This is a genomic window from Pseudomonas sp. NPDC089534 (assembly GCF_044749305.1).
Lineage (GTDB): Bacteria > Pseudomonadota > Gammaproteobacteria > Pseudomonadales > Pseudomonadaceae > Aquipseudomonas > Aquipseudomonas ekonensis.
The window spans coordinates 190-22570 of record NZ_JBIVHR010000095.1; the positions used below are offsets into that span (position 1 = coordinate 190).

The 22381-nt window shown below is 65.2% G+C and carries 17 protein-coding genes and 2 tRNA genes; 14 read left to right on the forward strand and 5 right to left on the reverse strand.

Annotation, left to right across the window (positions count from 1 at the left end; genetic code table 11):
• Positions 1 to 243: 243 nt before the first annotated feature.
• Both ACIP0B_RS23190 and ACIP0B_RS23195 read right to left on the reverse strand, forming a co-directional pair.
• The gene (locus ACIP0B_RS23190; protein WP_400836378.1) at positions 244 to 1734 is read right to left on the reverse strand and encodes an MDR family MFS transporter; all 1491 of its coding nucleotides are present in this window, start codon (positions 1732 to 1734) and stop codon (positions 244 to 246) included.
• A 49-nt stretch (positions 1735 to 1783) separates the two neighbouring features.
• Positions 1784 to 2833, reverse strand: a complete 1050-nt coding sequence (locus tag ACIP0B_RS23195) for an HlyD family secretion protein (RefSeq protein ID WP_400836348.1) — start codon at positions 2831 to 2833, stop codon at positions 1784 to 1786.
• A gap of 231 nt (positions 2834 to 3064) precedes the next feature.
• On the opposite strand from ACIP0B_RS23195, the gene gltX reads away from it, so the two are divergent.
• The 10 genes from gltX to ACIP0B_RS23245 all read left to right on the forward strand — a co-directional run bounded on the left by gltX (position 3065) and on the right by ACIP0B_RS23245 (position 12265).
• Entirely contained in the window at positions 3065 to 4546 is a 1482-nt protein-coding gene (gltX, locus tag ACIP0B_RS23200) for a glutamate--tRNA ligase (protein ID WP_400836350.1), read from the forward strand.
• Positions 4547 to 4760: 214 nt separating this feature from the next.
• Positions 4761 to 4836, forward strand: a tRNA-Ala gene (locus ACIP0B_RS23205).
• Between the two features lie 77 nt (positions 4837 to 4913).
• Positions 4914 to 4989, forward strand: a tRNA-Glu gene (locus ACIP0B_RS23210).
• 181 nt (positions 4990 to 5170) lie between these two features.
• Positions 5171 to 5710, forward strand: a complete 540-nt coding sequence (locus ACIP0B_RS23215) for a TetR/AcrR family transcriptional regulator (RefSeq protein WP_400836352.1) — start codon at positions 5171 to 5173, stop codon at positions 5708 to 5710.
• A 30-nt stretch (positions 5711 to 5740) separates the two neighbouring features.
• Entirely contained in the window at positions 5741 to 6574 is an 834-nt protein-coding gene (locus ACIP0B_RS23220) for an alpha/beta fold hydrolase (protein WP_085630671.1), read from the forward strand.
• Positions 6575 to 6621: 47 nt separating this feature from the next.
• Positions 6622 to 7071, forward strand: a complete 450-nt coding sequence (locus ACIP0B_RS23225; RefSeq protein ID WP_400836354.1) for an acyl-CoA thioesterase — start codon at positions 6622 to 6624, stop codon at positions 7069 to 7071.
• Between the two features lie 91 nt (positions 7072 to 7162).
• Positions 7163 to 8122 carry a tRNA dihydrouridine synthase gene (locus ACIP0B_RS23230; RefSeq protein WP_400836356.1) on the forward strand — a complete coding sequence of 320 codons (960 nt, stop codon included), beginning with the start codon at positions 7163 to 7165 and terminating at the stop codon, positions 8120 to 8122.
• A 119-nt stretch (positions 8123 to 8241) separates the two neighbouring features.
• Complete coding sequence (locus ACIP0B_RS23235; RefSeq protein ID WP_400836358.1) at positions 8242 to 8688, forward strand: Hsp20 family protein; 447 nt, start codon at positions 8242 to 8244, stop codon at positions 8686 to 8688.
• 185 nt (positions 8689 to 8873) lie between these two features.
• Positions 8874 to 9569, forward strand: a complete 696-nt coding sequence (locus tag ACIP0B_RS23240; protein WP_400836360.1) for a DUF1266 domain-containing protein — start codon at positions 8874 to 8876, stop codon at positions 9567 to 9569.
• Complete coding sequence (locus ACIP0B_RS23245; RefSeq protein WP_400836362.1) at positions 9566 to 12265, forward strand: DUF805 domain-containing protein; 2700 nt, start codon at positions 9566 to 9568, stop codon at positions 12263 to 12265. Before ACIP0B_RS23240 ends, ACIP0B_RS23245 begins: the two co-directional genes overlap by 4 nt.
• On the opposite strand, the gene ACIP0B_RS23250 is transcribed toward ACIP0B_RS23245, so the two are convergent.
• From ACIP0B_RS23250 to ACIP0B_RS23260, 3 genes are all read right to left on the reverse strand, one after another.
• Positions 12250 to 13941, reverse strand: coding sequence for an Hsp70 family protein (locus ACIP0B_RS23250; RefSeq protein WP_400836364.1), 1692 nt, complete (start codon positions 13939 to 13941; stop codon positions 12250 to 12252). The two genes, ACIP0B_RS23245 and ACIP0B_RS23250, sit on opposite strands and share 16 nt — an antisense overlap.
• Positions 13942 to 14050: 109 nt before the next feature.
• Positions 14051 to 17329, reverse strand: coding sequence for a PAS domain S-box protein (locus tag ACIP0B_RS23255; protein ID WP_400836366.1), 3279 nt, complete (start codon positions 17327 to 17329; stop codon positions 14051 to 14053).
• Positions 17330 to 17398: 69 nt separating this feature from the next.
• Positions 17399 to 18289, reverse strand: a complete 891-nt coding sequence (locus tag ACIP0B_RS23260; RefSeq protein WP_400836368.1) for a LysR family transcriptional regulator — start codon at positions 18287 to 18289, stop codon at positions 17399 to 17401.
• Positions 18290 to 18430: 141 nt separating this feature from the next.
• Between ACIP0B_RS23260 and leuC the strand changes: the two genes are divergently transcribed.
• From leuC to leuB, 4 genes are all read left to right on the forward strand, one after another.
• Positions 18431 to 19861, forward strand: coding sequence for a 3-isopropylmalate dehydratase large subunit (leuC, locus tag ACIP0B_RS23265; RefSeq protein ID WP_400836370.1), 1431 nt, complete (start codon positions 18431 to 18433; stop codon positions 19859 to 19861).
• Positions 19862 to 19863: 2 nt separating this feature from the next.
• Positions 19864 to 20508, forward strand: coding sequence for a 3-isopropylmalate dehydratase small subunit (gene leuD, locus ACIP0B_RS23270; RefSeq protein WP_400836372.1), 645 nt, complete (start codon positions 19864 to 19866; stop codon positions 20506 to 20508).
• A gap of 235 nt (positions 20509 to 20743) precedes the next feature.
• Positions 20744 to 21511 (forward strand): class I SAM-dependent methyltransferase, encoded by a 768-nt coding sequence (locus ACIP0B_RS23275; protein WP_400836374.1) that lies wholly within the window; start codon positions 20744 to 20746, stop codon positions 21509 to 21511.
• A gap of 57 nt (positions 21512 to 21568) precedes the next feature.
• On the forward strand, positions 21569 to 22381 hold an 813-nt coding region (gene leuB / locus ACIP0B_RS23280; protein WP_400836376.1), incomplete at its 3' end, for a 3-isopropylmalate dehydrogenase.

The following is a 22381-nucleotide window of genomic DNA, read 5'->3' on the forward strand; positions in this document are numbered from 1 at the left end:
CAGGCTGGCTCCCACAGGAATCTCGGGTATCCGCAGAATCCCTGCACACCACAGAACTTGTGGGAGCTTGCCTGCAAGCGATGGGGCCAGCGCAGCCGACATCCGGGGTGGCTGATCCACCGCCATCGCCAGCAGGCTGGCTCCCACAGGAATCTCGGGTATCCGCAGAATCCCTGCACACCACAGAACCTGTGGGAGCTGGCTTGCCAGCGATGGGGCCTGCACAGACCACGCAGATTTCGGCTAGTGCGCCTCTCCGGCCTTCAGCCCCGCCGGCAGTTTCTTGGTCAGCAGGATCGCCAGCATGCTGATCCCCAGCGCAATCCCGACAAAATGAAACGCATCGTTGTAGGCCATGATCAACGCCTGTTGATGGGCGATGTCGCTCAGCTTGCCCAGCGCCGCCGTGTCGCTGCCGAACCGGTCGGCCATCGACGCCAGCCGCTCGGCCACCTGCGGGTTGGTCGGCACGATGGATTCGCGCAGATAGTCGAAGTAGGTCTTGGTGCGCGCATCGAGCAGGGTGGCGAGCAGGGCGATGCCGATGGCGCCGCCGAGGTTGCGCAGGATGTTGAACAGGCTCGACGCCGAGCCCGCGTCCTGCGGCAGGATATAGGCCGTGGCGATCAGCGAAATGGTGACCATGATCAGCGGTTGGCCGAGGGCGCGGATGATCTGGATCTGGTTGAACTGCGGCCCGGCGAAGTCCGGATTGAGCACGCCGGACGAAAAGCTCGCGAACCCGAACAGCCCGAAGCCGAGGGTGCACAGCACTTTCGGCGTGACGAACTTCATCAGCTTCGGCACCAGCGGGATCAGGAACAGCTGCGGCACGCCCATCCACATGATCACCTCGCCGATCTGCAAGGCGTTGTAGTTCTGGATCTGCGCCAGGTACAGCGGCAGCAGGTAGATCGAGCCGTACAGTCCGACGCCCAGGCCGAGGCTGGATATGCTCGACAGGCCGAAGTTGCGGTTGCGCAGGATGCCCAGGTTGATCAGCGGATGGGGCTTGGAGACCTGCACGATCACGAAGGCGATCAGGCTCAGCAGGGCGATGCTGCCGAGGGTGACGATCAGGTTCGACTCCAGCCAGTCCTTGCGGTGGCCTTCCTCCAGGAACACCTGCAGGCAGCCGAGGCCGACGCCGAGGGTGAGGATGCCGGCGTAGTCGGTGCTTTTGAGCAGTTCCCAGTGCGCTTCCTTCTTCTCCAGGCCGTACATCAGCCCGGCGATCATGATCAGCCCCGGCGGGATGTTGATGTAGAAGATGTATTCCCAGCCCCAGTTCTCCGTGAGCCAGCCGCCCAGGCTCGGCCCGATGGACGGGGCGAACGTGGCGGTCATGGCAAACATCGCCATGCCCTTGGCGCGGTGGTGCTCGGGGAGCTTGATCAGGGTCAGGGTGAACGCCAGCGGGATCAGCGCGCCGCCGGTGAACCCCTGCAGGGCGCGGAACACGATCATGCTTTCCAGGCTCCAGGCCATCGAGCACAGCAGCGACGACACCAGAAAGCCCAGCGACACCCACACCGCCAGCCGCCGCGCCGAGAGCAGCTGCACCAGCCAGGCGGTCAGCGGGATCATGATGATTTCCGCCACCAGGTAGGAGGTGGAGATCCACGAGCCTTCCTCCAGGGTGGCCGACAGCGCCCCTTGGATGTCCTTGAGCGAGGCGTTGGTGATCTGGATGTCGAGCACGGCCATGAACGCGCCCAGCATCACGCTCATCACCGCGATCCAGTCCCGCCGGGTCGGCTCGCCGACCGGGCGGATCAGTTGATCACCGGCCATTGTCCGGGGCGTCTTTGATGTTCACGGTGGCGGTGACCGACATGCCCGGCCGGATCTTGCCGTGCAGCGGGTTGTCGGCCTTGAACGTCAGCTTCACCGGAATCCTCTGCACGACTTTGGTGAAGTTGCCGGTGGCGTTGTCCGGCGGCAGCAGGCTGAATTGTGCGCCGGAGGCGGCGAACAGGCTGTCGACCCGCGCTTCGATGGGCGTGTCGCTGTAGGCGTCGAACGTCAGCTCGGCCTTCTGGCCGGGCTGCATGTGGCCGATCTGGGTTTCCTTGAAGTTGGCCTGCACCCAGATGTCTTCGTCCGGCACGATCGAGAGCAGGTAGGCCCCGGCCTGGACGACCTGGCCGTTGCGTGCCGCACGCTGGCCGATCAGCCCGCTGATCGGGGCGTGGATTTCGCTGCGGGTGAGGTTCAGCTCGGCCTGGGCCAGATCTGCCCGCGCGTTGGCGATCTGGGCATCGAGGCGCTTGATCTCGGCCGTCAGCGCGTTGACCTGCTGGCGCTGGCTCTGGGCATCCGCTTGGGCCTTGGCCACTTGCGAGCGGGCGATGTGGGCGTCGGCGGACAGGGTGGTCACCCGCTCCTCGGAAATGAAGCCCGGCTTGCGCAGGGTCTGGGCGCGGTTCAGGTCGATCTGCGAGCGGCCGAGGGTGGCTTCGGTGGTGGCCACCTGGGCATCGCTGGCGGCGATCAGGCTGGCTTGCTGGGTCAGCTTGCTCTGGGCCTGCTGGCGTTCGGCTTCGCGGGTGGCGAGGGCGGCGTTGGCGCGGTCCACGGCCAGGCGGAAATCGTCGCCTTCGAGACGCACCAGCAACTGGCCCTTTTCCACATGTTGGTTGTCCTGCACTAGGACTTCGTCGATGCGTGCGCCCAGCTGGCTGGAGATGCGCGTGATTTCGCCCTGCACATAGGCGTTGTCGGTGCTCTCGTAGAAACGTCCCTTGAAGAACCAGTGGGCGAACAGTCCGCCGGCGATCAGCAGGACCAGCAACAGGAAGAGGGACAGGCGACGCTTGAGTTGGGCAGGCATGGGGCAAACTGTAGTCGAGGAATTGTAAGGAAAATTATCAGGGGTCGAATCTGGCAGATAGCCGACAGGCGGTAAATGCCATCGGCTGATAGGCGGCCATTCAGGGGGCGCAAAAGGCGTTATAGGCGCAACCTTGGCTTAAATGCCCTGCCTGCTGGAGCGGGGCGGGTGTCGCCTGTTACCATTCGCGGCTTGATTGTTCTTTGCTTTTCATTCTTTTCGAGACATGCCATGACCACCGTCCGCACTCGCATCGCGCCATCGCCTACCGGGGATCCCCACGTCGGCACTGCTTACATCGCACTGTTCAACTACTGCTTCGCCAAGCAGCACGGCGGTGAGTTCATCCTGCGGATCGAAGACACCGACCAGTTGCGTTCGACCCGCGAGTCCGAGCAGCAGATCTTCGACGCCCTGCGCTGGCTCGGCATCGACTGGAGCGAAGGCCCGGACGTCGGCGGCCCGCACGGCCCGTACCGGCAGAGCGAGCGCGGCGACATCTATAAGCAGTACTGCCAGCAGCTGGTCGACATGGGGCACGCGTTCCCGTGCTTCTGCACCGCCGAAGAGCTGGATCAGATGCGCGCCGAGCAGATGGCCCGCGGCGAAACCCCGCGCTACGACGGCCGCGCGCTGCTGCTGTCCAAGGAAGAGGTCGCGCGTCGCCTGGCCGCCGGCGAGCCCCACGTGATCCGTATGAAAGTGCCGACCGAAGGCGTCTGCGTGGTGCCGGACATGCTGCGTGGCGATGTCGAGATCCCGTGGGACCGCATGGACATGCAGGTGCTGATGAAGACCGACGGCCTGCCGACGTACTTCCTGGCCAACGTGGTCGACGATCACCTGATGGGCATCACCCACGTGCTGCGCGGCGAAGAGTGGCTGCCGTCGGCGCCGAAGCTGATCCTGCTGTACGAATACTTCGGCTGGGAAAAACCGACCCTGTGCTACATGCCGCTGCTGCGCAACCCGGACAAGAGCAAGCTGTCCAAGCGCAAGAACCCGACCTCGGTGACCTTCTACGAGCGCATGGGCTTCATGCCTGAGGCGATGCTCAACTACCTGGGCCGCATGGGCTGGTCGATGCCGGACGAGCGCGAGAAGTTCTCGCTGCAGGAGATGGTCGACAACTTCGACCTGTCGCGCGTGTCCCTGGGCGGGCCGATCTTCGACATCGAGAAGCTGTCGTGGCTCAACGGCCAATGGCTGCGCGACCTGCCGGTGGAAGAGTTCGCCGCGCGCATCCAGAAATGGGCCTTCAATTCCGACTACATGATGAAGATCGCGCCGCACGTCCAGGGCCGCGTCGAAACCTTCAGCCAGGTCGCACCGCTGGCCGGCTTCTTCTTTGCCGGTGGCGTGAGCCCGGACGCCAAGCTGTTCGAATCCAAGAAGCTGTCGGGCGACCAGGTCCGGCAACTGATGCAACTGATCCTGTGGAAGCTGGAAAGCCTGCGTCAGTGGGAGAAGGACACCATCACCGCGACGATCCAGGCGGTGGTCGAATCCCTGGAACTGAAACTGCGTGACGCGATGCCGCTGATGTTCGCGGCGATCACCGGCCAGGCCAGTTCGGTGTCGGTGCTCGATGCGATGGAAATCCTCGGGCCGGACCTGACCCGTTTCCGTCTGCGCCAAGCCATTGATTTGCTGGGCGGTGTCTCGAAGAAAGAAAACAAAGAGTGGGAAAAACTGCTGGGCGCCATCGCTTAAGCGCGATTGACGTTCGGTGGAGCCGCCGGGGGCTGCGATCTTTTGATCCTGCCCTGCGGCGGTTTTCCCCCGTATTTTCGGGGGGAGGGCGGTAAGTGATTGTTATGCCGACAAAAAATTTTAAAAATTTTGAAAAATAAGTTTGACAGGCTTCCGATACGCCCTTAAGATTCGCCCCGTCCTCAACGACGAAGCAACAACGAAGCGACATTGAGGGGCTATAGCTCAGCTGGGAGAGCGCTTGCATGGCATGCAAGAGGTCGACGGTTCGATCCCGTCTAGCTCCACCAATTTACACTTCAAGGTCTGGCCACTCCGGCCTTGAAGCGATCAGCACTCAGCACTGATCAGATGTAGAAGGGTTTGCGTCCCCTTCGTCTAGTGGCCTAGGACACCGCCCTTTCACGGCGGTAACAGGGGTTCGAGTCCCCTAGGGGACGCCACGATTACCCGCACTGCGGGATTTTTAAGGGTCATTCAATCATTGAATGGCCCTTTTGTTTGTCTGGCGTTTGGCCAATTCTCCTTTTTCCTTACACTGTGCTTCAGACCAGCGGTCATATTTGTGACTTGCAGAATATTATTATGAGAATAATATTCTAATCGTAATATTCGGAGGCGACGATGAACGACAAGAAAGCTCAAACCCGCGAACGCATCCTCAAGGCTGCCAGCGCCGCGCTGATCCAGCGCGGACCTGCAGAACCGAGCGTGGGTGAAGTGATGGGCGCGGCCGGCCTGACCGTCGGCGGCTTCTACGCCCATTTCGAAAGCAAGGACGCCATGATGCTCGAAGCGTTCAAGCAACTGTTGGGGCGTCGTCGCGACCTGATCGCCGACATGGATGCCGAGTTGACCGGCGAAGAGCGCCGCGCCCTGGTCGCTGCGTTCTATCTGTCGCGCAAGCACCGCGACTCCAGCGAAGCGGCGTGCCCGATCCCGGCCTCCATCGGTGAGCTGGGTCGGCTGCCGGAGGCTTTCCGGATCGCGCTGAACGAACACATGGAGCTGATGGTGGCGCAGTTGGCCTCAAGCCCGGAAGACACCGACAAGGCCTTGGCCGACATGGCCCTGATGGTCGGCGGCCTGGCGCTGGCAAGGGCCTTGGGGCCGGGGGATTTATCCGATCGATTGCTGCGCGCCGCCAAGTCGGCGGTGCGTTGACCTGAAGGCGACAGGCCTGAGGAGAGAGCGATGAACGCGTTGAAGTGGGTTCGCGGCGTTAACGGCACCTTGGGCTGGTTCGCACCGAAACTGGTGGCGAACAAAATGCGTCTGGCGTTCATGACGCCTCGGGAACATCCGCCACGGGACTGGGAATTGCCGCTGCTGGCGAAGTCCGAACGGATCACGCTGCGCTTCGGTCTGTCGGCCTTGCGCTGGGGCCAGGGCCCGACCGTGCTGCTGATGCACGGCTGGGAAGGGCGGCCGACCCAGTTCGCGTCCTTGATCAACGCGCTGGTCGACGCCGGCTACACGGTGGTCGCCCTCGACGGCCCGGCCCACGGCCGGTCGCCGGGGCGTGAAGCCAACGTCGTGCTGTTCGCCCGGGCCATGCTCGAAGCCGCCGCCGAACTGCCGCCGCTGCAGGCCGTGATCGGCCACTCGATGGGCGGCGCCAGCGCGATGCTCGCGGTGCAGTTGGGCCTGCGCACCGAGACGCTGGTGAGCATCGCCGCCCCGGCGCGGATCCTGGGGGTGCTGCGTGGCTTCGCCCGTTACGTCGGCATGCCGCCCAGGGCCCGCTCGGCGTTCATCCGTCAGGTCGAGCGGGACGTCGGCATGCGCGCCGCCACCCTCGATGTCGCCCACTACCAACTGGACATGCCGGGCTTGATCGTCCATGCCGAGGACGACACGTTTGTCCCGGTCAAGGAATCGCAACTGATCCACGAAGCCTGGTTCGACAGCCGCCTGCTGCGCCTTACGGACGGCGGCCATCAGCGCGTGCTGGCCGACCCCCGGGTGATTGATGGCGTGCTATCACTGCTGGCCGGGCGCAGCCTTCAGGCGCGGCAATCGGCGTAGGCATCCGTTACACTGCCCCGGTCGAATAATCTGACCGGGAGAGGGGCATGGGCTGGGATCGGGCAACGCCGTTTACGATTGATCTGCAAGTGGGCGCCGAGGACATCGACGGGCTGGGGCACGCGAACAACGCGGTGTACGTGACCTGGCTCGAGCGTTGCGCCTGGCGCCATTCGCAGCGGCTGGGGCTGGATCTGGTCGAGTACCGGCGCCTGGACCGGGCGATGGCGGTGGTGCGGCATGAGATCGATTACCTGGCCGCCGCCTACGAAGGCGACGAACTGCAACTGGCGACCTGGATCGTCGATTGGGACCAGCGCCTGAGGATGACCCGGCAGTTCCAGTTGATCCGCCCCAGCGACAACACCACGCTGCTGCGGGCCCGCACCACGTTCGCCTGCATCGAGCTGTCCACCGGTCGGCCCAAGCGCATGCCGGCGGAGTTCATCGAAGGCTACGGCCCGGCGATCCAGACGGCTGAAAGCCTGCAAGGCTGATTTTCTGCGGGAGCGGGCGTGCTCCCGCACCTGCAGAACCCCTCGATAATCCAGTAAACTGCCGCACGTTTTTTCTTGAGTGTGTTTTTCCATGCAAATTGCCCTGGCGCCGATGGAAGGGTTGGTCGATGACATCCTGCGCGATGTGTTGACCCGTGTCGGCGGTATCGACTGGTGCGTGACCGAGTTCATCCGGGTCAACGACCAACTGCTCACGCCGGCCTATTTCCACAAGTTCGGGCCCGAACTGCTCAACGGCGCCCGGACCGCGGCCGGTGTGCCGCTGCGCGTCCAGTTGCTGGGTTCCGACCCGGTGTGCCTGGCGGAAAACGCCGCGCTGGCCTGTGAGCTGGGCTCGGAGGTGATCGACCTCAACTTCGGTTGCCCGGCCAAGACCGTCAACAAGTCCCGGGGCGGGGCGGTGCTGCTCAAGGAGCCGGAGCTGCTCAACCAGATCGTCGAGCACGTCCGCCGCGCGGTGCCGGCGCACATTCCGGTCACCGCCAAGATGCGCCTGGGGTTCGACAGCCCGGACGGTTCGTTGGTCTGCGCCACCGCGCTGGCCGAAGGCGGCGCCGAACACATCGTCGTCCATGCCCGCACCAAGACCGACGGCTACAAGCCGCCGGCCCACTGGGAGTGGATCCCCCGCGTGCAGGACGTGGTCAAGGTGCCGGTGTTCGCCAACGGCGACATCTGGAGCGTCGAGGACTGGCGCCGTTGCCGCGAAATCAGCGGCGTGGAAGACATCATGCTCGGTCGTGGCCTGGTCTCGCGCCCGGACCTGGCCAGGCAGATCGCCGCCGCGCGGGCCGGTGAAGAGGTGGTCGAGATGACCTGGGCCGAGCTGATGCCGCTGATCCAGGACTTCTGGCTGCAGGCCAAGGCGCAGATGACGCCCCGCCAGTCGCCGGGCCGTCTCAAGCAATGGCTGGCCATGCTCACGCGCAATTACCCCGAGGCGGTGGAGCTGTTTTCCGTCCTGCGCCGCGAGACCGATGTCGATCAGGTCTCGCGCCTGCTGGGGTTGCCGGTGGCCGAGGCCGCCTGAAAAAATCTTCGGACGTTCTCTTGAAATGCAATCGGCGGTCCCTATCTAAGGGTTACGCGATGCCGAATTCGGGTCGCGGAGTCAAAAAACTTGCTGATTGTTTTCAGGAGATTTGAACCATGAGTACCGCATTTTCCCTCGCCCCGCTGTTCCGTTCCTCGGTAGGTTTCGACCGTTTCAACGACCTGTTCGAAACCGCCCTGCGCAATGAGCCCGGCAGCACCTACCCGCCCTACAACGTCGAAAAGCACGGTGACGACCAATACCGCATCGTCGTGGCCGCCGCCGGTTTCCAGGAAGAAGACCTGGACCTGCAGGTCGAGAAGGGCGTGCTGACCATCAGCGGCGGCAAGCGTGACGCCAACGAAGGCGTCACCTTCCTGCACCAGGGCATCGCCCAGCGTGCGTTCAAGCTGTCGTTCCGTTTGGCCGACCACATCGAGATCAAGGCCGCCGGCCTGAGCAACGGTCTGCTGAGCATCGACCTGCTGCGCGTGATCCCGGAAGAGGCGAAGGCCAAGCGCATCCCGATCAACGGGACGCAGAAGCCGGCCCTGCAGCACTGATTCATGTGCTGACACACGATCGTCCGAACGGACGATAAGCCGTGCGATGAAGGCCCCGACACTGTCGGGGCCTTTTTGCATGCGCACGAAAACCTCCGCACGCTTTGCCGCCCTTCGGCGGTTTCTCTACAATCCGCGCAGTTTTGCCGACCCCATTCCTTTCGGTCGGTCTGGAGCCTCTTTTCATGGACGAGATTCAACAGCGCTGGCTGTTCGCCCTCTCTGCGCCGATGGCGGCGCTCAACCCCGGTGCCGGGTACGCGGATCCCGCGTTCTGCGACGATCAATACATCGACCTGCAACGCAGTTGGAGGATCAACGACCGCGCACAATTGCTGGACATGCTCGACGGCATGACCGACGGCGGCCATGCGCGGCATCTCGCCCCGGCCTACCGCGCCTGGCAGCGTTGCCTGCCGAGCGAATGGCAGGCGCTGCTCGACACCCTCGGGCCCCGCGAACGCATTCTCCATGAGTTCGCCAGCCGCACATTCGGCAGCTGCGGGCCGGGCGGGATCCTGTCCTGGGACTACGGGCGCATGGGCTTCCTGCTGCGTTGCGGCGTGCGCAACCTGTGGATCGACGAGGCCGAGAGCCTCTGGCTGCACAGCCGGCTGGCGGTGCGGGCGCAGTTTCATTACGGCAGTTGGCTGGCCTACTTCAACGGCTTCATGGTCGGGCGTTCGTTCTGGGGCTGCCTCGACAACCCTGACGATGAACTGGCCCATGAGCTGGACCGGCAGGGGCAGAACGCCAATACCGCATTGATCGCCAAGGGCCTGGGGCAAAACATGCCGGTTTTCCTCGCGGACCTGCCCTGGCACCTGGATCTGGACTTGCCGCCACGCCCGGCATCGCTTGAGGCATTCGACTGGTCATGAGTTGCTGGATACGTTTGGGCATCGATCCCACCACCGATGAAACGCTGATTCGCGATGCGTACCGGGCACGTCTGCCGGCGCATCATCCGGAAACCGATCCGGAGGGTTTCCAGGCCCTGCGTCAGGCCTACGAAAGCGCGATCCGGCTGGCCCGCGACGATGAGCTGGAGGAGGCTGAGGACACGATGCCGGATACAACGCCGGATTCGTCGCAGATCCAGCAGGCGTTCATCGACTTCGACGGGTTGCTGAAGGATCCGGCACGACGCTTCAATCCCGAAGCCTGGCAAGCCTTTGTCCAAAGCCTGGACCGGTTGCCGCTGGGCGAACTGGATGATCTGCGCTGGGGCCTGTTCCGCAAGATGAGCGAAGCCGGCCCGTTCTCCGCCGGCGGCGCGGGGCTGTTGGCCCGGCGCATGGGCTGGGGCCGGCATTTGCTGGAGCTGGGTTTCGATCACGCCCGGCACGTCGAGGATTACCTGGCGCGGCTCGACGAGCCGGAGCCGTTCGACACCACGGTCATGGACACTTGGTCGGCGCCCGCACAGATCGAAAGCCTCTGGTACGCGCGCACCCTCGATTTCATTTTCAATCAGCGTCCGCTCCACGAGTTCGAGTATTTCGCCCGTCAGCACACCTGCCTGCCGCTGCCCAACGATCCTGCGTTCATCCGGCGCCTGCTGGTGCAGTTCACTCAGGCGGGCATCGGCGGGGCCGATTGGCTGCAGCTGTGTCTCGAACACTGGCGCCAAGCGCCGGATGACGTGGACGCGCTGTATCTGCTCGCCTGCCAGCACACCCTGCTGGGGCAGGACGATCAGGCGCTGCCCCATTGGGTGCGGCTGTGGCGGGAGCATCGTCATCCCAAGGCCGAAAGCCAGTTGCTGGCGCTGTGCGCCAAGCGGCAGCCGGAAGTCCTGCCGCTGTTGATCCAGGCCTTCGACCGGCTGGGGGATTTCAGCGAATGGTCGGCCGACCTCGATCACGTCAGCCAAGAATACGGCAGCCCGTCCCAACGCCCGGAAACCCTGGCACGCTGGATGGGCGCCGGCCGCCTGACGCTGCAAGGGCTGGCGCAGTGCTTCGTCGACTGGCGCACGGGCGGCGACGAATGGCCGCTGCTGGCGCTGTTGCTCGGCCATCAGGACGACGTCCGGCTGCAACGCCTGTACTGGCACGCCTGGGCGCTGCACCGGGGCGACGTTGCCCTGCTGCGGCAGGTGCTGGATGAAGCGGAACCCATCGATGCCCTCGAAGGGCTGGTGCTGAGCGGATTGCAGTATCAGGCCGAACAGCACGTGCGCTGGCTGACCGGGGCGCCCGTGCCGTTGGCGATGGAACGTTTCGTCGATGGGCACACGGCTTTGCCGGCCGCGCTCGAAAAGGGCGAAGCGCACAAGATCGGCCGGGTGTGGCTGCGCCGTTGGCGTCCGTACAGCCGCGTCGGCCTGGAGCGCATTGCCCAGGCGTTCAAGCTCGATGACCCGAAGGCCGACAGCGACCTGACGACCCTGAGCCTGCTGCTGGAGCTGAGCGAAAGCGGCATCGTGTTGCCGGCGGTGGGGCAGGGTGAGGCGGCCTGGCAGTGGCACGCCCAAACGGCGTTCCTGTTGGCTTTGCTGACGCAGCCGGAACGCTGGCTGGCCATGGTCGACGCACCATGCCTGGAACGCCTGGCGTTCGACCCCGCCCACCCGGTCAGCCGGGTGCAGCCGTTGCTGGGCCGCTTGAAGCGCGAGCAGGGTGACCTGAGCGCTCTGTTCGGCTGGCTGCAGCCGTCGGATCCGGTGCACGCCGCGCTCGCCCGGCGGTTGCTGGGTGTCCGGCAGGCGCTGGACAGCCCCCGGTTGCTGGGCAACGACCGTTTGCTCGAATGCGTGCGCAGCGACATCCATGCCTTCGACGATGATTTGCTCGGGCGCATGCTGCTGACCGCCGTGCTGTACCACGACCCGTTGTTCGATGCGCAGCAGCGCCGGTTCCTGCTCGACAGGATCACCGAAGTCGTGAATCCCCAGGATTGGTTCGACGGTTTGCGCCACGGCCTGATCAAGGGCGAACCGCCGCGCCCGCCGCGCGAGGCGCTGGAGGACGAAGGGGTCGCCAGCGATGCGTTTTATCTGGCGCTCGATACGCTCAAGGGGTTGGTGCGATACGGCGGCGCGGGCGTGCCGCGCCAGAAAACCCTGCTGCGTCTGCAGCAGGCCAAGGACAACCCGGCGCTCGGGCTCGGCCTGCGCTTCGCCTTCAGTGCGTTGCTGTCCCGGTGCGAGTGTCTGCTGCTGGCCAAGGGCGACAGCCGCCCGGTGTCCGCCGGTGCTTTCTGGCGCCTGGGCACCCGTCTGGGGCGCGGCGCGTTCATCGGGCAGGTGATCGGTACGCTGCTGGTCACGCCGTTGGCCGCGCTGCTCAGCGGCGAGGCGCTGGCCGGGATCGTCGTGTCGCTGCTGGGCCTGGGCTTTCTGGTCGGCGCCGTGCTCCGGCGCCTGCACGACATCGGGCGCGGTATCCCGACATTGCTGGTGCTGGCGTGCCTGTCGCCGTTCTTTCCGTTTCTGCCGCTGATCCTGTTTGCCTTCCCCGGCGACAAGTTGCCCAACCGTTACGGCGTTGCGCCGGACAGCGCGGGTGACGACGCGCTGGCCGGCGGTCTGCAAGCCGCGTTACGGCAGCTCGGCGGTCAGAGGCACAGCTGATCCAGCGCTTGGTTGAGCCGGTTGCGCTGGCTGGCGATCTCTGACGGTCGCTGGCCGGCGAGCACGGTGGTGAAGGCGTCCAGCCAATCGGCGATCCGCTGGCGCTCATCCCCCAGGCTTTGCGCCCAGGCCCGCTCCAGGCGGGCCAGCAGCGTCCGGTTGGGCAGCGTGTCGCGGGGGTGGGTCTTGAGGGCGGTCAACCGTTCATGGCTGGCCTGCCTGGCCTGTTCGTCAAGCCCGGTGGGGCTGCGGTCGATGCAATGGCTGTGGCGCTCGCCGGTGGCCAGCAGGGTCACGTCCACTTCCAGCAGGCCGTTGATGTCGTAGCTGAAGCGCACGTCCAGGTCCTGGATCTGTTCGCTGGGCGTCAGTGTCACGTCGAAGGCATCGATGAAAATGTTGTCGCGCACCCATGGACGTTCCCCTTGGTACACCTCGATGCGGATCGCTTCCTGAAACGCATGGGTGGTGTGGAACGGCTGCACCCGTGAGGTCGGGATCACCGTGTTGCGTTCGATGATCGGCGCGAAGGCGCCGTTGACGCCTTCGCCGCGGCGGGTGGAGATGCCCAGGGTGTAAGGGCACACGTCGGTCAGGATCAGCTCTTCGATGGCGCCGTCGCGTGCCTTGCAGGCGGCCTGCGTGGCGGCGCCCAGTGCGACGATGGTGTCCGGATCGAGGTGGCGGTGGGGCAGGCGGCCGAACAGCGTCGCCACCATCTGCTGCACCGCCGGCATCCGGGTGGCGCCGCCGACCAGCACCAGGCTGTCGAGGTCACGGGGCTTGAGGCGGGCGTCGCGCAGGGCCTGCTCGATGGGCGCACGCAGGCGGGCCAGCAGCGGCTCCCAGATTTTCAGCGCACCGGCTTCGTCCAGCGTCCATTCATACGGTGTTTCGCCGTGGCGCCAGCTCAGTGCCTGGGGGCCGTCGGCGAGTTTGCGCTTGAGCTGTTCCAAGGCGTCGCCGAGGCTGGCCAGGGCCTGGACGTCGATCTGCCCCGGCGCGAGCCGCCAGTCCTTCAGGCAGGCCTGCAGCAACGCTTCGGTGAAGTCTTCGCCGCCCAGGAAGTTGTCGCCGGTGGAGGCATGGACTTCAATCAGCGGCAGCGCGTATTCCAGCACCGTCACGTCGAACGTGCCGCCGCCCAGGTCGAAGATCAGCGTGCGCTCGAATTTCTGTTCATGCAGGCCGTAGGCCATGGCGGCGGCGGTGGGTTCGTTGATCAGCCGCGACACCTTCAGGCCGGCCAGTTCGGCGGCGAACAGGGTGCGCTTGCGTTGTTCGTCGCTGAAGTAGGCCGGCACCGAAATCACCGCTTCCTCCACGGGGTGGCCGAGCCAGGCTTCGGCGTCCTGCTTGAGCGAGCCGATCACCAGGGCCGAGAGCTCTTCCGGGCTGAACGAGCGGTCGCCCAGTTCCAGGCGCTTTTCGCTGCCCATGAACCGTTTGAAGGCCGCCGCCGTGCGCTGCGGATGGGTGGTCAGGCGGGCGCGGGCGGCCTTGCCCACCAGGACGCTGTCGTCTTCGTCGAGGCTGACCACCGACGGGGTCAGCACATCGCCCAGGGCGTTGGGGATCAGCCGGGCCTGGCCGTCCTGCCAGACGGCGATCAGGCTGTTGGTGGTGCCAAGGTCAATGCCCAGCATGGCCGGGCGGGGAAGGGTTGCATCCTGCATGATCGATCTCGTTGGAGCCGGTGAAAGACCGCGACCCTACAGGTTGCCGCAGGCACTGGCAAATGCCGGCCCGGCGGTGACGCAGGCGGTTGCGAAACGGCGCCGGACCTCACTTGAGCAATGCCTTCAGCGCCTCCAGCGGCAATGGCCGGCTGTACAGATAGCCCTGATACAGATGGCAGCCCAACCCTTGCAGGAACTCCAGCTGTTCCGGGGTCTCCACACCCTCGGCGATGATCTCCAGCGCCAGGCTGCGGGCCATGGCGACGATGGCGCGGATGATCTCGGCGTCGTTCGGGTCGCTGGTGGCGTCGCGGATGAACGACTGGTCGATCTTCAGCGTGTCCACCGGCAGGCGCTTGAGGTAGGTCAGGGACGAATAGCCGGTGCCGAAGTCGTCCATGGCGAAGGTCACGCCGAGCTTCTTGAGGCGGCGCATCTTGCTGATGGTGTCTTCCAGGTTCTGGATCACGATGCCTTCGGTGATCTCCAATTTCAGCAGCGAGCAGGGCAGGCCGTGGCCGGTCATGCTCTGCTCGATGCGCTCGACGAAATCGTTCTGGCGGAACTGGCGCGGGCTGATGTTCACGCACAGGGTGAAGTTGAGCGGGTCGATCAGGTGCTCGGCGATCAGTTGCTTGAAGGCGTCGCAGGCCTCGTCGAGGATCCAGGTGCCGACTTCGAGGATCAGCCCGCTGTCCTCCAGCACCTTGATGAACTCGGCGGGGGACTGCGCGCCGAGCTCCGGGTGGTTCCAGCGCACCAGGGCTTCGGCGCCGATGATGCGGTTGTCCTTGGCGTCGATCTGCGGCTGGTAATGCATGGTGAATTCGTTGCGCGACAGCGCCAGGCGCAGGTCGGTCTCCATGCGCTGGCGCTCGCTGGCCGCCTTCTGCATGGTGTTGTGGTACATCTGCGTGGTGTTGCGTCCCGAGTCCTTGGCCCGGTACAGCGCGATGTCGGCGCGCTTGAGCAGGTCGGTCGGGGTCGAGCCGTGATCGGGGATCAGCGCCACGCCGATGCTCGGGGTCACCTGCAGGCGCTGGCCGTCGAGGAACATCGGCTCCGACAGCAGCTCGCGGATGGTGTCGGACAGCTCCCGCACCTGGGTGCTGACCTCGTTGCGCGTGCCCTCCAGGCCGCTGAGCAGCACCACGAACTCATCGCCGCCCAGGCGCGCGACGGTGTCTTCCATGCGCACGCTGGCCTCCAGGCGTGCGGTGATGATCTTGAGCACGGTGTCGCCGACCGGGTGCCCGAGGGAATCGTTGATGTGCTTGAAGTGGTCCAGGTCGAGGAACAGCAGCGCCCCGCGCAGGTTGTGGCGCTTGAGCAGGGCGATCTGCTGGCTCAGGCGGTCCATCAGCAGTGCGCGGTTGGGCAGGTTGGTCAGCGGGTCGTGGTAGGCCAGGTGGCGGATCTGCGCTTCGGCGTTCTTCAGCAGGCTGACGTCCCGGGCGGTCAGCAGCAGGCAGGCGGTCTCGTTGAGATTGATCGGTTCGACCGAGACCTCCACCGTCAGCAGTTCGCCGCGCTTGTTGCGGCCGAGCATTTCCTGGTGATGCACGCGGCCCTTGATCTGCAGTTCGGCCAACAGGGCCGAGCGCTGTTTCTCCTCGGCCCAGATGCCCACCTGATACATGGTCTTGCCGATCACCTCGTCGGCGCGGTAGCCGGTGAGCCGGCAGAAGCCGTCGTTGACCTCCAGGTAGCGCCCGGTGTCGCGTTCGCTGATGGTGATGGCGTCGGGGCTGGAGTGGAACGCCTTGGCGAACTTTTCCTCGCTGGCCTTGAGCGCCGCCTCCGAGCGCTGTTGCTGGGTGATGTCGCGCAGGGTGGTGACGATGCAGGGCTGGTTGCCGACGCTGATCTGGCGGCTGGAGATCACGCAGGTCAGGGACTGGCCGTCCTTGTGCTGGACGATGATCGCCACGTTGCTCAGGCCCTGCTCGCGGATCACCCGCTCGATGCGCTGCAGGCTCTTGGCCGAGGCGTCCCACAGGCCGATCTCTTCGGCGGTGCGGTCGATCACCTCGGCGGCGCTCCAGCCGAAGGTCTGGCTGAAGCTGGAGTTGATCTCGATGAATTCCCCGGTTTCCTGGCGTGTCACGCAGATCGGGTCGGGGCTGACCTGGAACAGGGTGGCGAACTTCTCCTCGGACGCCACCAGGCGCTGTTCGCGCTCGACCTGGTCGGTGATGTCCAGCAGGGTGCCGGCCATGCGCAGCGGCACGCCGTTTTCGTCGCGGTAGAGGCGGGCGCGGCTTTCGAGGTAGCGGGAGCTGCCGTCGGGCAACTGCACGCGGTAAGTCAGCTGGTAATTGCCGGCCGGGCCCTCGCGCAGGCTGCGGTAGGCGTCGCGCATGCTGTCGCGCTCTTCGCCGGGCACGCCTTCGAAGAACTCCTCGAACGATTCGTGGAAGGGCTTGGGCTCCAGGCCGTGCAACTGCGCCGCCCGGGCCGAGCCGTAGAGCATGCCGGTGGGGATGTCCCAGTCCCAGGTGCCCAGCTGCGCCGAGTCCAGCGCCAGGTCCAGGCGCTCCTGGCTGTCCTTGAGGGCGTGCTCGGCGGCTTTGCGTTCGGTGGTGTCGAGGAAGGTGCTGAGCAGGTAGGGCTGGCCTTCGAGCTCGACCTTCTGCGCGCTGAGGATGCCGTCGTGGATCTGGCCGTTGCTGGCGCGGAACTGCACCTCCCGGCTGACCAGGTCGCCCTTGGCCTTGGTGGCCTTGACCAGCTCCGCCCGCTGCTCCGGATGCACCCACAGGCCCAGTTCCAGGGTGGTGCGGCCGATGGCGTCCTGCACCGGCCAGCCGAACAGGCTTTCGAAGTACTGGTTGGCCTCGCTGATGAGGCCGTCCTCCTGGCGGGTCAGCAGCACCATGTTGGGGCACAGGTGAAACAGCGTGGCAAAACGTTTCTCGGAACTGGTGAGGGCCTGTTCCCGCTGGCGCTGGTGGGTGATTTCGCGGATCACCCCGATCATTCGGGGCCGGCCGTGCTTGTCCGGCACCAGGCTGCCGCTGATCTCCAGCCAGTGCAGGCTGCCGTCGGGCCAGCGGATGCGGTGGTGCATGGCCTGTTCCAGCGGCGCGCCGGCGATCACGGCGTGGAAGGCCCGGACGGTCTTGGCCCGGTCTTCGGGCGGCAGCAGGTCGAGGTATTCCAGGTCTTCGGGCAGCGGTTGCCGGGGATCGAAGCCGAACAGCGCCTGGGTGCCCCGCGACCAGCTGATCTTGCCGCGCTCGATGTCCCAGTACCAGGCGCCCAGCCGTGCGCCGTTGAGCGCCGCCAGCAACTGCGGCGCGCTTTCCCAGCTCTGCTCGGAACGCCGCGGGTCAATGGCCTGAATGCGTGGCATCGGCGGAATACGGTCGACAGATTTCGGCATTGTTGACGGGCCTTGAGCTGATTTGGGCGTTAGGCACAGGGAAAGGCGGCTCTATAGGAGTAGCACAAGTTAGCCGTGAGTCCCTGGCAGATCGATTTGTGCATCCAGCAAGGCCATGAAGGCCCGCGCGGCGTTCGACAGCGTCCGTTCGGTGTGCAGGATATAGCCTAGCTGGCGACTGAGCTGTATGCCCGGCAAAGGTATGCGCGCCACCTGTTCGTCGAGCATGGTGCGCGGCAGCACGCTCCAGGCCAGGCCGATGGAGACCATCATCTTGATGGTTTCCAGGTAGTTGGTGCTCATGGCGATGTTCGGCGTCAGGCCCTGGGCCTCGAACAGCTTCTGCACGATGTGGTGGGTGAAGGTGTTGCCGCCGGGGAACACCGCCGGATGGCCGGCGACGTCGGCCAGGTTGACGGCGCCGTTGCTGAGCAGCGAATGCTCCGGGGCGACCACGAAATCCAGGGGGTCGTCCCACACCGGCGTGGCCTTGACCAGCGCATGGGGCTCCGGCGCCAGGGTGATGACCGCCAGTTCGGCCCGGCCGTGGAGGATTTCCTCGTAGGCCACTTCCGAATCCAGGAACTGAATGTCCAGCGCGACCTGCGGGTAGCGGCGGGTGAACTCGCGCAGCAGCGGCGGCAGGCGGTGCAGGCCGATGTGGTGGCTGGTGGCCAGGGTCAGGCGGCCGCCGACCTCGCCGGTCAGGTTGGTCAGGGCCCGGCGGGTGTCGTCCAGCACGTTGAGAATCTGGTACGCCCGCGGCAGCAGGGCCCGGCCGGCCTCGGTCAGGCCGACTTCGCGGCCCAGCCGGTCGAACAGGCGCACCTTCAATTGCTGTTCAAGGCCGGCGATGCGTTTGCTGACCGCCGGTTGCGTCAGGTGCAGGCGTTCGCCGGCGCCGGAGAAGCTGCCGGTCTCGGCGATCGCGATGAAGGCGTTGAGGTTGGCCAGGTCCATTTTCGTATTCCAGTTGGTTATTCAAAGCATAAAAAATATGAATTTGAGTTATTCAATCTAACGCCATAGGATCGACCTCACAAGCCAAAGGGTTATCGATAAGCCCAGGGCATAGAAACAAGCTGATGAGGAAACCGTCTGATGGCCGGCAAAACGCTCTACGACAAGCTCTGGGATTCGCATTTGGTCAAGCAGCGCGACGATGGCTCCGCGCTGATCTACATCGACCGTCACATCATCCATGAAGTGACGTCGCCGCAGGCCTTCGAAGGCCTGCGCCTGGCCGGGCGCAAGCCGTGGCGCATCGACGCCAACATCGCGACCCCGGACCACAACGTACCGACCACCCCGGAGCGCAAGGGCGGCATCGCGGCCATCGCCGATCAGGTCTCGCGCCTGCAGGTCCAGACCCTCGACGACAACTGCGACGAATATGGCATCGTCGAATTCAAGATGAATGACGTGCGTCAGGGCATCGTGCATGTGATCAGCCCCGAGCAGGGCGCGACCTTGCCGGGCATGACCGTGGTCTGCGGCGACTCCCACACCTCGACCCACGGCGCGTTCGGCGCGCTGGCCCACGGCATCGGCACCTCCGAGGTCGAGCACGTGCTCGCCACCCAGTGCCTGGTGGCCAAGAAAATGAAGAACATGCTGGTGCGCGTCGACGGCCAATTGCCGTTCGGCGTGACCGCCAAGGACATCGTCCTGGCCGTGATCGGCAAGATCGGCACCGCCGGCGGCAATGGCCACGCCATCGAGTTCGCCGGCAGCGCCATCCGCGACCTGTCCATCGAAGGCCGCATGACCATCTGCAACATGTCCATCGAGGCCGGTGCCCGCGTGGGCCTGGTGGCGGCGGACGAAAAGACCGTCGAATACGTCAAGGGCCGTCCGTTCGCGCCCAAGGGCGCCCAGTGGGAGCAGGCAGTCGAGGCGTGGAAAGACCTGGTGTCCGACGCCGACGCCCGTTTCGACACCGTGGTCGAGCTCGACGCCGCGCAGATCAAGCCGCAGGTCAGCTGGGGCACCTCGCCGGAAATGGTGCTGGCCGTTGACCAGAACGTGCCGGACCCGGCCAAGGAAGCGGATCCGGTCAAGCGCGACTCCATCGTCCGCGCCTTGAAATACATGGGCCTGACCGCCAACCAAGCGATCACCGACATCCAGCTCGACCGCGTGTTCATCGGTTCGTGCACCAATTCGCGGATCGAAGACCTGCGCGCGGCGGCCGAGATCGCCAAGGGCCGCAAGGTGGCCTCGACCATCAAGCAGGCCATCGTGGTGCCGGGCTCGGGCCTGGTGAAGGCCCAGGCGGAAGCCGAAGGCCTGGACAAGATCTTCCTGGAGGCCGGTTTCGAATGGCGCGAGCCGGGCTGCTCGATGTGCCTGGCGATGAACCCGGACCGGCTGGAGTCCGGCGAGCACTGCGCCTCGACCTCCAACCGCAACTTCGAAGGGCGTCAGGGCGCCGGTGGCCGCACCCACCTCGTCAGCCCGGCCATGGCCGCTGCGGCGGCGGTGAACGGTCGTTTCATCGACGTTCGTGAATTGATCCAGGGAGCACAGTAACCATGAAGGCCTTCACTCAACACCAGGGACTCGTCGCGCCGCTGGACCGTGCCAACGTCGACACCGACCAGATCATCCCCAAGCAATTCCTCAAGTCGATCAAGCGCACCGGCTTCGGCCCCAACCTGTTCGACGAATGGCGTTACCTCGATGTGGGCCAGCCGTACCAGGACAACTCCAAGCGGCCGCTGAACAAGGACTTCGTGCTCAACGCCGAGCGCTACCAGGGCGCCAGCGTGCTGCTGGCCCGGGAGAACTTCGGGTGCGGCTCCAGCCGCGAACACGCGCCGTGGGCGCTGGACGAGTACGGTTTCCGCAGCATCATCGCGCCGAGCTACGCCGACATCTTCTTCAACAACAGCTTCAAGAACGGCTTGCTGCCGATCATCCTCAGCGAGGAAGAGGTCGATGAGCTGTTCAAGCAGGTCGAGGCCGAGCCGGGCTACCAGCTGCAGATCGACCTGCAGGAGCAGACCGTGACCCGTCCGGACGGCAAGGTGCACCGCTTCGAGATCGACGCGTTCCGCAAGCATTGCCTGCTCAACGGCCTGGACGACATCGGCCTGACCCTGCAGGACGGCGATGCGATCGCGGCGTTCGAAGCGGCGCACCGCAAGAGCCAGCCGTGGTTGTTCCGCGACGCGTAATTGATTCGGGATTCATGTCGTCTGGGCCGGCCCTATCGCTGGCAAGTCGAATCGTCGCACCGCAGCTCCCACAGGGATTTGCGGTGTTCACAGAACCTGTGGGAACTGGCCGAACAGGCTCAACAAGATCAAGGGCAATACCCACAGGGATTTTCGGTGTCCGCAAAACCTGTGGGAGCTGGCTTGCCAGCGATGAGGCCGTAACAGGCACAACAAGATCAAGGGAAAGTCCACCATGACCCGCACCGCCCAGCACACCCAGGTCGTACAGAAGCAGTTCGGTGAACAGGCCGCCGCCTACCTGAGCAGCGCCGTTCACGCCCAAGGCGCCGAGTTCGCGCTGCTGCAGGCCGAACTGGCCGGGCAGGGCGGGGCGCGGGTGCTGGATTTGGGCTGCGGTGCCGGGCACGTGAGTTTTCACGTCGCATCCTTGGCCAAGGAGGTGGTGGCCTACGACCTGTCGCAGCAGATGCTCGACGTGGTCGCGGCCGCCGCCGTCGACCGGGGCCTGGGCAACATCGTCACGGTCAACGGCGCCGCCGAGCGGCTGCCGTTCGCCGACGGCGAATTCGATTTCGTGTTCAGCCGCTATTCGGCGCACCATTGGAGCGACCTCGGGCTGGCCCTGCGCGAAGTTCGGCGGGTGCTCAAGCCCGGTGGCGTGGCGGCGTTCATCGATGTGCTGTCGCCCGGCAGTCCGCTGTTCGACACGTACCTGCAAAGCGTCGAAGTGCTGCGCGACACCAGCCATGTGCGCGATTATTCGGCCGGCGAGTGGCTGCGCCAGGTCAGCGAGGCCGGTCTGCACACCCGCAGCACCGCGCGTCAGCGCCTGCGTCTGGAATACAACAGCTGGGTCGAGCGCATGCGCACCCCCGAGGTGATGCGCGCCGCGATCCGCGAGCTGCAGCGCTCGATGGGCGATGAAGTGCGCGAATATTTTGAGATTGAGGCCGACGGTTCGTTCAGTACAGATGTACTGGTGCTGATGGCCGAACGCTAAACACATTTTTCCGGGCGCGCCGGTCAGCGGCGCACCGACTGAAGACATGAGGAAAGCATGAGCAAGCAGATTCTGATTCTCCCGGGTGACGGCATCGGTCCGGAAATCATGGCCGAGGCGGTCAAGGTGCTGGAGCTGGCCAACGACAAGTACGGCCTGGGCTTCGAGCTGAGCCACGACGTGATCGGCGGCGCCGCCATCGACAAGCACGGCGTGCCGCTGGCCGACGAGACCCTGGAACGCGCCCGCGCCGCCGACGCGGTGCTGCTGGGCGCCGTGGGCGGCCCGAAATGGGACACCATCGAGCGTGACATCCGCCCTGAGCGCGGCCTGCTGAAGATCCGTGCGCAACTGGGCCTGTTCGGCAACCTGCGCCCGGCGATCCTCTACCCGCAACTGGCCGACGCGTCGAGCCTGAAGCCTGAGATCGTCGCCGGCCTGGACATCCTGATCGTCCGCGAGCTGACCGGCGGCATCTACTTCGGCGCCCCGCGCGGCACCCGCGAGCTTGCGAACGGCGAGCGCCAGTCCTACGACACCCTGCCGTACAGCGAAAGCGAGATCCGCCGCATCGCCCGCGTCGGCTTCGACATGGCCCGCGTGCGCGGCAAGAAGCTGTGCTCGGTGGACAAGGCCAACGTTCTGGCCTCCAGCCAGCTGTGGCGCGAAGTGGTCGAGCAGGTGGCCAAGGACTACCCGGACGTCGAGCTGAGCCACATGTACGTCGACAACGCCGCCATGCAGCTGGTGCGCGCACCGAAGCAGTTCGACGTGATCGTCACCGACAACATGTTCGGCGACATCCTGTCCGACGAGGCCGACGGCAGCATGCCGATGGAACCGGTGAGCATCGACGCCTCGTCGGACAGG